11 protein-coding genes are annotated in these 12,213 nt (G+C 76.7%); 5 read left to right on the top strand and 6 right to left on the bottom strand.

The genetic code is table 11. From position 1 onward, the window contains the following. Positions 1 to 8: 8 nt before the first annotated feature. Positions 9 to 773: a class I SAM-dependent methyltransferase gene (locus tag ACI79D_RS21390; RefSeq protein WP_456920516.1), complete on the bottom strand. Its 765-nt coding sequence runs from the start codon at positions 771 to 773 to the stop codon at positions 9 to 11. Further along, on the bottom strand, positions 770 to 1,792 hold the full coding sequence (locus ACI79D_RS21385; RefSeq protein WP_456920515.1) for a methylenetetrahydrofolate reductase C-terminal domain-containing protein: 1,023 nt from the start codon (positions 1,790 to 1,792) through the stop codon (positions 770 to 772). The genes ACI79D_RS21390 and ACI79D_RS21385 overlap by 4 nt, the downstream gene beginning before the upstream one ends. A 176-nt stretch (positions 1,793 to 1,968) precedes the next feature. Here ACI79D_RS21385 and ACI79D_RS21380 point away from each other — a divergent pair, with 176 nt between their 5' ends. From ACI79D_RS21380 to ACI79D_RS21370, 3 genes are all read left to right on the top strand, one after another. Beyond that, positions 1,969 to 2,958: a pirin family protein gene (locus tag ACI79D_RS21380; protein WP_456920514.1), complete on the top strand. Its 990-nt coding sequence runs from the start codon at positions 1,969 to 1,971 to the stop codon at positions 2,956 to 2,958. A gap of 92 nt (positions 2,959 to 3,050) precedes the next feature. Beyond that, complete coding sequence (locus tag ACI79D_RS21375) at positions 3,051 to 3,962, top strand: DUF5996 family protein (RefSeq protein ID WP_456920513.1); 912 nt, start codon at positions 3,051 to 3,053, stop codon at positions 3,960 to 3,962. Between the two features lie 37 nt (positions 3,963 to 3,999). Further along, positions 4,000 to 4,968, top strand: a complete 969-nt coding sequence (locus ACI79D_RS21370; RefSeq protein WP_456920512.1) for a pirin family protein — start codon at positions 4,000 to 4,002, stop codon at positions 4,966 to 4,968. A 6-nt stretch (positions 4,969 to 4,974) separates the two neighbouring features. Here ACI79D_RS21370 and ACI79D_RS21365 read toward each other — a convergent pair whose 3' ends face one another. Further along, positions 4,975 to 6,045, bottom strand: a complete 1,071-nt coding sequence (locus ACI79D_RS21365; protein ID WP_456920511.1) for an SDR family oxidoreductase — start codon at positions 6,043 to 6,045, stop codon at positions 4,975 to 4,977. Between the two features lie 92 nt (positions 6,046 to 6,137). Between ACI79D_RS21365 and ACI79D_RS21360 the strand changes: the two genes are divergently transcribed. Beyond that, positions 6,138 to 6,572, top strand: a complete 435-nt coding sequence (locus tag ACI79D_RS21360) for a PPOX class F420-dependent oxidoreductase (RefSeq protein ID WP_456920510.1) — start codon at positions 6,138 to 6,140, stop codon at positions 6,570 to 6,572. 155 nt (positions 6,573 to 6,727) lie between these two features. Here the strand turns inward: ACI79D_RS21360 and ACI79D_RS21355 are convergent, their stop codons facing one another. From ACI79D_RS21355 to ACI79D_RS21345, 3 genes are all read right to left on the bottom strand, one after another. After that, entirely contained in the window at positions 6,728 to 7,495 is a 768-nt protein-coding gene (locus tag ACI79D_RS21355) for a VOC family protein (RefSeq protein ID WP_456920509.1), read from the bottom strand. Positions 7,496 to 7,571: 76 nt separating this feature from the next. After that, a complete protein-coding gene (locus ACI79D_RS21350) occupies positions 7,572 to 9,611 on the bottom strand; it encodes a TPM domain-containing protein (protein WP_456920508.1) in 2,040 nt (679 codons plus the stop codon). An 86-nt stretch (positions 9,612 to 9,697) separates the two neighbouring features. Further along, positions 9,698 to 11,740, bottom strand: a complete 2,043-nt coding sequence (locus ACI79D_RS21345; protein WP_456920506.1) for a TPM domain-containing protein — start codon at positions 11,738 to 11,740, stop codon at positions 9,698 to 9,700. A 111-nt stretch (positions 11,741 to 11,851) separates the two neighbouring features. Between ACI79D_RS21345 and ACI79D_RS21340 the strand changes: the two genes are divergently transcribed. Further along, a complete protein-coding gene (locus ACI79D_RS21340) occupies positions 11,852 to 12,211 on the top strand; it encodes a Rieske (2Fe-2S) protein (RefSeq protein ID WP_456920505.1) in 360 nt (119 codons plus the stop codon). Positions 12,212 to 12,213 lie beyond the last annotated feature (2 nt).

Genomic DNA, 12,213 nt, shown 5'->3' with positions numbered 1-12,213 from the left:
GTCGTCCGCTACACCGCCTCGGCGATCCCCAGCCAGGCGCGCAGCGCGCCCTGGGACAGCAGCCGGCCGACCCGGCGGGACTGCTCCTGCGCCTCCCGCCAGCGCGGGTCGTCCCCGTGCCGGCGGGCCACCTCGGCGTCCACGGCGTCGGCCCGCTCGGACCACTCCGGAGGGCTGTCGCCGAGGTCGGCGTCCGCGGTCTCCAGCAGCCGCAGCCCGGCGGCGTCGAGTGCGTCGGCCAGCTCGCCGGGCGTCGGGAACTCGTTGCCCTCCGGCAGCGGTGGCGGCAGCGGGCGGTCGGCGACGAAGACCAGCAGCCCCACCCGCCCGCCGGGGCGCAGCACCCGGCGCAGCTCGCCCAGCGCGCCGGCCTTGTCCGACGTCGTGCACAGCACCCCCAGGCACCAGGCGGCGTCGAACGCGGCGTCCGGGAAGGGCAGCGCCTGGGCCACCGCGGCCACCGACGGCAGGCCGAACAGCCGGGAGGCCGCCCGCGCCGCCGCGGACATCGGCTCGGCGCAGACCGGGCGCACCCCGCGCTCGGCGGCCAGCCAGCCCGCGGGCCCGCCGACCCCGGCGCCGTCGTCGAGCACCCGACTGCCGTCGGCGAGCGCGAGCCGGTCGGCCAGCCAGCGCAGCGCGCCCTCGCTGCCGCTGCCGCGGCACCCGGCCGGGACGGCGTGCTCCGGGCCCAGCGCCCGCACCGCCTCCTCGGTCCAGCCGGCGACGGTGCCGAACTCCGACTCCATCGCAGCGCTCTCGAGCTCGGTCATGCGGCACTCTCCCTGATCGCGGTGGCCACCTCGGCCTTGACCCGGGCGCCGTCGTCCTCCCCGGCCGCCGAGGCCAGGCCGGAGAGGTTGACGCCGACGACGCCGGGGACGGCCAGCAGCGCCCGCGCCTCCGCCACCGCGGCGGCGATGCCGGCCGCCCGCGAGTCGGGGGCGGCGAGGACGGACTCGACCGTCGCGTCGTCGACGTGCAGGCCGGGGAAGCGCTGCAGCACCCGCGCCGAGCGCTCGTCGGTGTAGACGGCGACCGCGGCGACGAACGGCAGGGTCGCGCCGACGGCCCGGGCGGCAGCGACGAACGCCGCCACCTCCGCCGGCGTGCGGACATGGTTGAGCACGCACACCTGGGCCCCGGCCCGCTGCTTGGCGGCCACCCGTCCGGGGCGGTCGGCGACCGGCGGGGCGGCCGGGGACTCCGGCACGGCCACCGGCAGCCCGGCCGCGGCGGCCAGCGCGGCCAGCCGCGGTCCGTCGAGGTCGAAGACCTGGGTGGCGCCGGGCCGGACGCCGGGGCCGCGGGCGTCGCCGGTCACGCAGAGGACCGCGTCGACACCGACCGCGGCCAACCCGGCCAGCTCCTGCTCGAGCACCACGCGGTTGCGGTCGCGGCAGGCCAGCGTCGTCCACGGCCGGCCGCCGGCGTCCCGCACCTCCGCCGCGAGCAGGGTGGGCGGCAGGTCGGGGCGGTTGGCGTGCTCGCCGGCGAGCAGGCCGTCGGACACCGGCGCGAGGACGCCGACGACGCGGCGCAGCGCGACCGGGTCGAACGGCGGGACGGACAGGTCGGTGAGGACGACGGGGCCCCGGCGCGCCCTGTCGAGGAGGCTGCCCGGCGGGGGCGGCGCCGGTTCCGGGTGCACGGGGTCCCACGGGGGGGCCGGCTCGGCCACGAAGACGCAGCGGTGCTCGGCGACCTCGCAGCGCTCGTCGTCCCGGACGCCGCCACACGGGCCGAAGACCATCCGCTTCGGGCACCCCGGCCGGCGGGCGTCGTCGTCCACGGTCGGAGCCTGACCGCCGCCGTCGCCGTCCAAACCCGGCCCCACGGCCGACTCCGCCCCCGTTCGACCCTCGCCCCTCCCGTAGGGCCACGCAGGGCCGCGGGCGGGCGGGAAGACAATCGCCCCCTCCGGCGCTACAGTCGCCACTAGTTGAGCCCTCAACCAAGGAGGCCGGCATGCCTGCCGTGACCGTCGAGGACACCACCGCCCTGCCCCGCGTCCCCGTGCCCGCGCCCCGCACGGTGCGCCGGCGGGTCCGCTCGGTGACGACCGCGCCGTCGGGCTTCGAGGGCGAGGGCTTCCCGGTGCGCCGCGCCTTCGCCGGGGTCGACCTGCGCGACCTGGACCCGTTCCTCCACATGGACCAGATGGGCGAGGTCGAGTACGCGCCGGGCGAGCCCAAGGGCACCTCCTGGCACCCGCACCGCGGCTTCGAGACCGTCACCTACATCATCGACGGCACCTTCGAGCACGCCGACTCCCACGGGGGCGGCGGCACGATCAGCAACGGCGACACCCAGTGGATGACCGCCGGCGGCGGCGTGCTGCACATCGAGCGGCCGCCGGAGCACCTGGTGGTCAGCGGCGGGCTGTTCCACGGCCTGCAGCTGTGGGTGAACCTGCCCCGCGCGCAGAAGTGGGTCGAGCCGCGCTACCAGGACCTGCGGGCCCACGAGTCGGTGCTGCTGGCCAGCCCCGACGCCGGTGCCCTCCTGCGGGTCATCGCCGGGGACGTCGGTGGCCACCGGGGGCCCGGGTCCACGTACACGCCCATGGCGATGGTGCACGCCACCGTCTCCCCCGGCGCCACCCTCGACCTGCCCTGGCGGCCGGACTTCAACGCGCTGGTCTACGTCCTCTCCGGCGCCGGATCGGTGGGCATCGACCGGGCTCCGGTCCGCACCGGTCAGCTGGCCGTCCTCGGCCCCGGCGACACCGTCACCGTGCACGGCGCGGTCCACCAGGAGTCGCGGACCCCGGCGCTGGACGTCGTGGTCCTCGGCGGCGCGCCGATCCGCGAGCCGATCGCCATGTACGGGCCGTTCGTCATGAACACCCGTCAGGAGGTCGTCGACGCGTTCACCGACTTCCAGGCCGGCCGGCTCGGCACGATCCCCGCGCAGCGAGTCCCGCACGCGGGAGTGCGCGGGGAGACCGGCCAGTGACGACGCCCTGACCGACCGTCGGCGGCGGCTACCGCGCCGCCGCCGACGGCTGCATGCTGACCGTCACCGGTACCGCGAGGGAGGAGCCCTTCGTGTCCGTCTTCCCACCCATGCCGCTGGCCGACTGGGCCGACACCAAGGAGACCGTGCACCGGTTCCTGCAGGTCGTCGGCAAGCTCCGGCTGGCCAACGCGCCGCGGCGCAACCACTGGTGGCACATCCCGTTCCACCTCACCGGCCGGGGTCTCACCACGCGGCCGATGGGCTTCGACCCGGTCTTCGCCGTCGACCTGGACCTGGTCGACCACCGGCTGGAGGTGAGCGTCGCCGACGGACGGCGGGCGTCGTTCCCGCTGCCGGGGCTGAGCGTGGCGGCCTTCTACCGTCGGCTGCTGGACACCCTGTCGGGGCTGGGCCTGCCCGCCACCGTGGACCTCCCGGTCCCGTACGACCTGGCCGACCGCACCCCGTTCGCCGAGGACGAGCACCACGCCGCCTACGACCGCGACCTCGTGACCCGCTACTGGCTGGTGCTGGGCCAGGTGGCGCAGGTGCTGGAGGAGTTCGCCGGGCGCAGCTACGCCAAGACCAGCCCGGTGCACCACTTCTGGCACACCTTCGACATCGCGGTGACCCGGTTCTCCGACCGGCGGGTGGAGCAGCCGGCGGACGTCGACCCGGTCACCCGCGAGGCCTACTCGCACGAGGTGATCAGCGCCGGCTTCTGGTTCGGCGACGACAACGTGCCCGAGCCGGCGTTCTACTCCTACACCGCGCCCGAGCCGGCCGGGCTGGTCGAGGAGCCGCTGCGGCCGGCCGCGGCGCGGTGGATCGACAGCCGCGGCGCGCACCTGGCGCTGCTGCCCTACGAGGACGTGCGGACCGTGGCCGACCCCCGGGCCGTCGTCCTGGAGTTCCTGGAGAGCGCCTACCTCGCCGGGGCGCGGCGGGCCGGCTGGGACCTCGACGCGCTGCGCTGCCCGACCGCGCCGGAACCCTCGTGACCCCACCGATCCCACCCGCAGTCCGGAGGTCCGCGCCATGAGCAACCTCGACCGTCGTCCGCCCGCCCGTGAGCTGGGCGGGCTGGCCGACACCCCCGCCGGCCCGGTCCTGGACCTGCTGCCCGGCAAGGAGGTGCAGCTCGGGGAGAGCACCCGCGTCCGCCGGCTGCTGCCCACGCTGGGCCGGCGGCTGGTCGGGGCGTGGGCGTTCGTCGACCACTACGGCCCGGACGACGTCAGCTCCTCGCCGGGCATGCAGGTGGCGCCGCACCCGCACACCGGCCTGCAGACCGTCTCGTGGCTGCTCGAGGGCGAGGTCCACCACCGCGACTCGCTGGGCAGCGACGCCCGCATCCACCCTGGCGAGCTGGCGCTGATGACCGCCGGCCACGGCATCGCGCACTCCGAGCAGTCCCCGGCCCCGCACCCCCGGTTCCTGCACGGCGCCCAGCTGTGGGTGGCGCTGCCCGACGCCGCCCGCGAGGTGGCGCCGGCCTTCGACCACCACACCGCGCTGCCCGGGTTCACCTCCGACGGGGTCTCCGCGACCGTGCTCATGGGTTCGCTCGGCGGGGTCACCTCCCCCGGCACCGCCCACACCCCGCTGGTCGGCGCCGACCTCGACCTCACCGCCGGCGCCGACGTCGAGCTGCCGCTGGAGCCGGACTTCGAGTACGCGGTGCTGGCCAACTCCGGCTCCGTCGAGGTGGAGGGCGCACCCCTGGGGCACGGGGCGATGCTCTACCTCGGCACCGGGCGGCGCACGGTGCGGCTGCGGGCGGCCGAGGCGGCCCGGCTGCTGCTGCTCGGCGGTGAGCCGTTCGAGGAGCGCATCGTCATGTGGTGGAACTTCGTCGGCCGGAGCGGCGAGGAGATCATCGAGTACGCGCAGCGGTGGAACGACGAGGACGAGCGGTTCGGCGTGGTCGTCGGCTACGACGGCGACCGGCTGCCGGCCCCGCCGCTGCCGCCGGTGCCGCTCAAGGCGCGCGGCCGCGAGCGCTGACGGGTCCTACCGCAGCGGCGGGATGACCCGCTCGGCGGCGAGCCGGTCGAACAGCTCGAGGAAGCGGTCCTCGGTGTCGAGGCAGTCGGCGAAGCCGGCCTGGCGCAGCTTGACCGTGGAGCTGACGTTGTCGAAGCCGGACCGGAAGATGAACTCGCCGAACTCCCAGCGCACCAGGTCCTCGTAGGGCGTGGGCACGAGGTCGTGCCGGGCGGTCAGCCGCTCCCAGACCTCCCGCCGGTCGGCCATGGCGTCGGGCAGCGGGACCGGCTGCGGCTCGGCGTGGTCGATGCCGAAGTGGCGGGCGAACGCCGGGAACAGGTGCCGCCACCGCACCTGGTCGCCGTTGGTGACGTTGTAGACCTCGCCGTCGGCCCGCGGCTCGCCGCCCGCCCACACGGTCGCGCGGGCGAGCAGTTCGGCGTCGGTCACCTGGTAGAGCGCGTCGTAGGCGGCCAGGCTGCCCGGGAACCGCAGCGGCTGGCCGAGCTCCCGGGTGATCGCGACGTACACGGCGATCACCATGAGCAGGTTCATCGGGTTGCCGACGGCGTAGCCGATGACGCCCTCGGGCCGGAAGACGGTGAGCCGGAACCCGCGCTCCCCGGCGACCTGGCGGAGGAGGTCCTCCTGGTCGTAGTAGAAGTTCGGCTGGACGATCCGCGGGTCCCGCTCCTTGGCCGGGGTGTTGAAGAAGCCCATGTGGGCGCCGTAGGCCTTGCCGCCCTGGTAGAGGGTCACGTGCTCCAGCGGCGCCCCCGCGGCGGCGAGGGCGTCGAGGGTGTGGCGCAGGAGCCCGACGTTGACCTCGGAGAGCTCCCGCGCGGTGGGCCGCTCGGCGTAGGCGCCGAACACCAGGTGGGTGACGTCGCCGAGCCCGGCCAGCCCCGTGCGGGCGCTGTCCGCGTCGCCGAGGTCGACCGCGAGGTGCTCCCAGGTGGCCTGCCGCGGCGTGCGGCGGCTGACCCCCCGGACCCGCCAGCCCGGTCGCCGCGCGTACTCCGCCGCCGCGTGCGCACCGATCACGCCGCCCGCCCCGGTCACCAGCACGCTGCCGGTCCGCTGCTCGTCGCTCATGCCCCTGCACTCCCCCGCGGGCACCGGTCCCACACCGGGACACGGGCCGCCCGCCCGGGCACAACCGGCGGCGGGACGGTGTTGGTGCGGGCATGGCCGAGACCGTGGACCCCCGCCTGCTGGACTTCCTCGCCGAGCACCGGTGGGGGGTGCTGGCCACCGTCAAGCGCGACGGCCGGCCGCAGCTGTCCAACGTCGGCTACGCCTACGACCCCGAGGCCCGGCTGTTCCGGGTGTCGGTGACCGACGACCGCGCCAAGACCCGCAACCTGCGGATCGACCCGCGGGTCACCCTGCACGTGTCGTCGCAGGACTTCTGGTCGTGGGCTGCCGTGGAGGGCACCGCGGAACTGACGCCGGTCGCCGCCGATCCCGACGACGCCACGGTCGACGAGCTCGTCGCCTACTACCGCGGCGTCTCCGGCGAGCACGAGAACTGGGACGAGTACCGCGCGGCCATGGTCGCCGACCGCCGGCTGGTGGTCCGCTTCCGTCCCGAGCACACCTACGGCCAGCTGCGCGCCTGACGGCCCCGACCCGGTGGCGGGCGCGCCCTCCACGCACCCGCCACCGGCCCGTCCCGGGTCCCGTCCTGAGCCTGCGAAGGGTCGATGGCCCCGTCCAGGGCACCGCCGCGAGCTTGCGAGCTGTGGGGAGGACGGGGTCCTTCTGGGGTCCTTCGTCAGCTCTCCGACGGCACCTGCATCACCGAGAAGGGCGCACCCCAGGGGTCCTCGAGGACGGCGAAGCGGCCGAACTCGGTGTCCGTCGCGGCCATGGTGACCTTGCCCCCCGCGGCCTCGACGGCCGCGACGGCGTCATCGGTGGAGGCCACCGAGAAGCACGTCGTCCAGCCCTTGGGCGAGCCGGGCTGGTGGCTGCCCAGGCCGCCCAGCGGGTTCCCACCGGTGGCGAAGGTCGTGTAGTCCATCTCGCCGTCCATGGGGACCGCGTCGAAGGTGAACCCGAAGACGGCGGAGTAGAACCGCCGCGCCGCCTCCGGGTCGTCGACCGCCGCCTCGTTCCACACCAGGGACCCGGGCTCGTTGTAGATCCGGTAGCCGGTGTGGGTGCCGGACTGCCACAAGCCGAACGCGTTGCCCTGCGGGTCGACCGCGATGGTCATCGTGCCCATCGGCCCGACCTCCATCGGCTCGACGACCACCGTGCCGCCGGCCTCGCGGATGCGGGTGGCCGTCGCCTGGGAGTCGTCGGTGGCGAAGTACGTCGTCCAGCTCGGTGAGTCGCCGGGGTTCATCAGCGGGCCCATGCCGGCGGCCGGCTGCCCGTTCCGGTGGGCGTTCAGGTAGCCGCCGTACTCCGGGTCCCCGCCCTCGTACTCCCAGCCGAACAACCGGCCGTAGAAGTCCTTGGCGGCGTCGATGTCCGCGGCGCCGTAGTCGACCCAGCAGGGGGTGCCGGCCGGCCAGGGGGTGTTCCGAGTGGGCATGTGTCCTCCTCGTCCGTGGGGGAGGACACCGTTCCACCCGGGTCCGACAGTTCCCAGACCCCGGCGAGCGCTTCCCTCAGAATTCACCGCCGCCGAAGTCGCCGCCGAAGTCCCCACCGCCGAAGTCCCCGGCCGCCCAGTCACCGCCGCCGAGGTCGCCGCCGTCGTGGTCACCGAAGATCAGGCCGCCGAGCAGCAACCCGCCCAGCCCCGCGCCGAGCGGGCTGATGCCCCCGCCGCGCCGGTAGCCACCGCCGCCCCAGCCACCCCCGTAGCCGCCCCAGTTGCCGCCGTGTCCTCCGTAGCCGGCGTACCCGGTCTGCTGCGACCACCGCCGGACGTCGGCCTCGGCCTCGGCCAGCGCCTGCTGGGCGAGCCGGTCGGCGGTCTGCGCCGACCGCAGCGCGGACGCGGGGTCCTGGCCACCCTGCCGCTCCGCCGACGCCAGGTACCGCTCGGCCTCCGCCAGCCGGGTGCGGGCCGTGCTGCCGACCGCGCCGCGGCGGGTGCCGATGAAGTCCCCGGCCGCGGCCACCGCCGAGCGGGCGGTGAGCAGCGCCTGGTCGAGTGCCTCCGCGGCGCGGCGGGCGCGCGTGCGCTCGTCGCGGGCGGTCTGCAGCGCCTGCTCGAGGGCGATGTCGGCCTCCTCCAGCCGGCGCAGCGCGGCGAGCGGGTCGGGCAGCGCGCCGTCGGCGCGGGAGAGCGCGCCCTCGGCGGAGGCCAGCGCGGCCTCGGCGCGGGCCACCTGCGGGCGCAGGTCGCTGCGGCTGCCGGCGGCGAGCATCGCCCGGGCCTCGGCGAGGTCCTCCTCGATGTCGGCCCGCGCGGCCGGCACCCGCTGCTCGGCGGCGGCGAGGTCGCCGGCGAGGCGGGCGATCGCGTCGAGCAGCGTGCCGCTCTGCCCCACCGCGTTCTCCGCGCCGCGCAGCCGCCCCACGGAGCGACCGGCCAGTCCGGACTCCTGGTCCTGCCGGGCCAGCTCGACCTCCCGGGTGGCGGCCGCCAGCCGCACCCCCGCCTCCGCGACGTTCTCCGCCACCGACGCCACGGCCGACGCGGCGTAGCGGCCCTGCAGGTCGGCCAGTCGCTGCTCCTCCTCGGGCAGCCGCTGCTGCAGCTGCTCGATCCGGCGGCCGAGCTCCTCGGCGGCCTGCCCGGCGGTGCGCTCGCGCTCGCGGAGCTCCTCGAGCGCCGCGGCCTGCTCGCGCAGCCGCTGCCCGGCCGCGTCGGTGAGCGACAGGAGCTCGGTCAGCATGCGGCGCTGGGTCGGCTCGTCCTCGGGGATCTCGTCGTCGAGCTCCTGCCGGATGGTGAACGCCCGGGCCAGCTCGGCCCGCGAGCGGTCCAGGGCCTCGGCCAGCCCCGGCACGGCGTCCTCGCCGAAGTGCGTCCGGGCGTAGTCGAGGTCCACCTGGGCCCCGCGCACCTGCTCGTCGAGCTCCAGCAGGGCGGTGCTGCCCCGGTAGTTGAGCTGCTCGGTGGGGACGCCGGCGTGCGGGTCGCGCTGCGGCAGCCGCGTCGGCGCCGCGGCGAGCTCCCGCTGCGGAGCCCGCCGCCGACGGCGCGAGAAGAGGTACAGCCCGCCGCCGACGAGCAGCAGGCCGAGGACGACGGCCAGGGTCAGCGCCCCGGAGCCGCTCGAACCGCCTGAGGACGCCGAGGTCGAGGTTCCCCCGCCGGCCAGCCCGTCGGCGAGCGCGGTGACCGCGCCGGCCCAGTCGCCCTGGGACAGCCGCGGCTCGACGTCGTCGTCCAGCACGGCCTGCAGCTGTGAGGCGTCGATGGAGTCGCCGTAGTGCACGCCGTACCGCCGGTCGTCGACGGCCACGGCCAGCAGCACGTCGTCGGCGCCCAGCCCGGACCGCTGCGCGGTCTCGCGGGCCCACGTGGAGCGGTCGACGCCGTCGAAGCTGTCGACGAACACCGCGAACAGCCGGGTGCCGGTCTGCTGCTCCAGGTCGTCCACGGCACTCTCGACGGCTGCCGCGTCCCCGCCCAGGACGCCCGCCTCGTCGCTGACCTGCTCGGCGAGCCCGGTCGGCGGTGAGGCCAGCGCCGGCGACCCGGCGAGCAGCAGCGCGGTGAGGAGAGCCATGACGATCGTCAGGCGGCGCACGTGGGACCTCCGGTGTACTGGGACGCCCGTCAGGACGTCCGGACTCTAGGCACGGACGGCGGTTCCCCGCGGTTCCCGGACGGGGTTCAGAAGCGCCCGCCGCCCCCGCGCCGGCCGCCACCGGACCGCCGTCCCCCGCCGCTGGACCGGCGGGTGCCGCCCCCGGAGCGGCGGCCGCCTCCGCCGAAGCCGCTGCTGCGGTAGCCGCCACGCGACCCGCCGCCCCCGCCGACGCCGCCGCCGCCGCCGCCGCCGCCGCCGAAGAGGATGCCGCCGAGCACCAGGCTGCCCAGGTCCACGCCGCCCCCCACGGGACGCCCGCCCCCGAAGCCGCCCGGCGGGTACCCGCCGAAGCCCCCGCCGCCGCTCCCCCACGACGAGACGTCGCCCTGCGCCGAGGCGAGCGCCTGCTGGGCCAGCGCGCTCGCCTGTTGCGCCTCCCGGAGCGCGCCGACGGGGTCGCCCTGCCCCGAGGCGACGGCGGCGTCGAGGTGCCGCTGGGCCTCGGCCAGCCGGGTGCGCGCCTCCGGCCCGACCGCGCCGCGGCGGGTGCTGATGAAGTCGCTCGCCGCGGTGATGCCCGAGCGCGCCGCGAGCAGGGCCTGGTCGAGGGCGGCCGCGGCCCGCCGGGCCTGCGCCTGCGCGTCGCGCGCCGTCCGCAGCGCCTCCTCCAGCGCGGCGTCGGCCTCCTCCAGCCCGCGGAGGGCGGCCAGCGGGTCGGGTCGGCCGTCCGGCGGCGACAGCGCGGCCCCGACCGCCGTCAGCGCCGCCTCCGCGCGGGCGATCTGCGGCTCCAGGCCGGAGCGGTCCCCGGCGGCGACCAGCGCCCGCGCCTCGGCCAGGTCCTCCTCGGTCTCGGTCCGGGCCGCGGCCACCCGCACGGCGGCGGCGTCGAGGTCGGCGGCCAGCCGCCCGATCGCATCGAGCAGTGTCTGCGTCTGCGCGACGGCGTCCTCGGCGGCGCGGACGTCGCTCACCGCGGCGCCGGGCTGCCCGGCGGCCAGGTCCGCGCGGGCCTCCGCGACCTCGGCCTGGGCGGCGGTCAGCCGGTCCTGCGCCTGCGCCACGTTGTCCGCGACCGGGGCCAGCGCCGCCGCGGCGTACCGCTGCTGCAGGTCCCGCAGCCGCTGCTCGTCGGCCGGCAGCCGCCCGCGCAGCTCGGCGATCCGCGGCTCGAGGGCGTCGAGCACCTGCGGCGCGGTGCGCTCCAGGTCGCGCAGCTGCGCGAAGGCCGCGGCCTGGGCGTCCAGCCGGGCGTCGGCGGCCTCGACCAGGGCCAGGATCTCGGTGAGCAGCCGCCGCTTCGCCGGCTCGTCCGTGCCGGTCCCCCGCCCACCCAACTCGTCGTCCAGCTGCTGCCGCAGGGTGAACGCCCGCGCCAGCTCGGCGCGGGACTGCGCCAGCGCCTCGTCGAAGCCGGTCACCGCCTCGGGGCCGTACTGGGTGCGGGCGAAGTCCAGGTCGAGCTGCGAGGCCTGCACCTGCTCGTCGAGCTCCAGCAGCGCGGTGCTCGCGCGGAACTGCAGCTGCTCGGTGGGGACGCCGGCGTGCGGGTCCGCCGGGCCGGGGCCCGGTGCCGCCGTCCGGCGCTTCCGGCGGGAGCGGGCCACCAGCAGCGCGCCGCCCCCCACGACGACCACCCCGCCGGCGACCAGCAGCCCCGTGGGGACCCCGCCGCCGGACCCGCCCAGGCCGTCGGCGAGCGCGACGACCGCGCCGGCCCAGTCCCCGTCGGAGAGCGCCGGCTCGACGTCGGTGGCCAGCAGGTCGTCGAGCTCGTCGTCCGACAGCCGGAAGCCCTCGTCCACCGACAGGCCGTACGCGCGGTCGTCCACGGCGACGGCGAACAGCACGTCGGTCGTGCCCAGCTGGGACGCGACCGCGGCGTCGTCGGCCCACTGCTGCCCGGAGGCGCCGTCGAAGGAGTCGACGAAGGCGACCCACAGCTGGGTGCCGTCCTCGGCCCGCAGCCGGTCCAGCGCGTCCTCGACCCGCGAGGAGTCCCCGTCGAGCGCGCCGACCTGGTCGACGACCGGCTGGTCGAGCCGGAACGGGGGGACGGCGAGCGCCGGGCCGCCCGCGAGCAGCAGCAGCGTCAGCACCCCCAGGACGACGACGAGCCGCCGCACGGGCACCTCCTGGGGACGACGGAGCGAGAGCCCCGCGACCCTATCGACGCGGCAGGGGTCCGGGGGCGCCCGACGGGGTAGCAGCAGGTCCCCCGAGACCGTGGAGGACCGATGAGCACCGAGCCCGACCGCATCCCCGCCGCCGACCTACCGCCGGGGTCCGTGCGCCGGGTGGGCGACTGGGCGGTGGGCAACCGCGGCGGGGACTACTTCGCCGTGTCGCGCCGCTGCCGGCACCAGCTCGCCGACCTGTCCCAGGGGTCCCTGGACGCCGACGGGTGCCTGGTCTGCCCCTGGCACCAGAGCCGCTACGACGTCCGCACCGGGGAGATGGTGGCCGGCCCGCGCGGCTTCCTCGGCTACCACGGGCCCACGCCGGGCTACACGCAGTTCGTCCGGGCCTACGGGCGCGTGCTGCGGCTGCGCGTGCGCAAGGCGCTGCGCCGCGGCGAGGACGTCGTCGTCGAGTGAGC

The organism is Geodermatophilus sp. SYSU D00708, from assembly GCF_054050115.1.
Note: the sequence above shows the minus strand (reverse complement) of the source record. Positions and strands in the feature narration are given on the sequence as shown.

Excerpts from the sequence above, each read along its gene's own strand:
- ACI79D_RS21390 (WP_456920516.1), bottom strand. The coding sequence starts at position 773 with ATGACCGAGCTCGAGAGCGCTGCGATGGAGTCGGAGTTCGGCACCGTC.
- ACI79D_RS21380 (WP_456920514.1), top strand. The coding sequence starts at position 1,969 with ATGCCTGCCGTGACCGTCGAGGACACCACCGCCCTGCCCCGCGTCCCC.
- ACI79D_RS21370 (WP_456920512.1), top strand. The coding sequence starts at position 4,000 with ATGAGCAACCTCGACCGTCGTCCGCCCGCCCGTGAGCTGGGCGGGCTG.
- ACI79D_RS21365 (WP_456920511.1), bottom strand. The coding sequence starts at position 6,045 with ATGAGCGACGAGCAGCGGACCGGCAGCGTGCTGGTGACCGGGGCGGGC.
- ACI79D_RS21360 (WP_456920510.1), top strand. The coding sequence starts at position 6,138 with ATGGCCGAGACCGTGGACCCCCGCCTGCTGGACTTCCTCGCCGAGCAC.
- ACI79D_RS21355 (WP_456920509.1), bottom strand. The coding sequence starts at position 7,495 with ATGCCCACTCGGAACACCCCCTGGCCGGCCGGCACCCCCTGCTGGGTC.
- ACI79D_RS21340 (WP_456920505.1), top strand. The coding sequence starts at position 11,852 with ATGAGCACCGAGCCCGACCGCATCCCCGCCGCCGACCTACCGCCGGGG.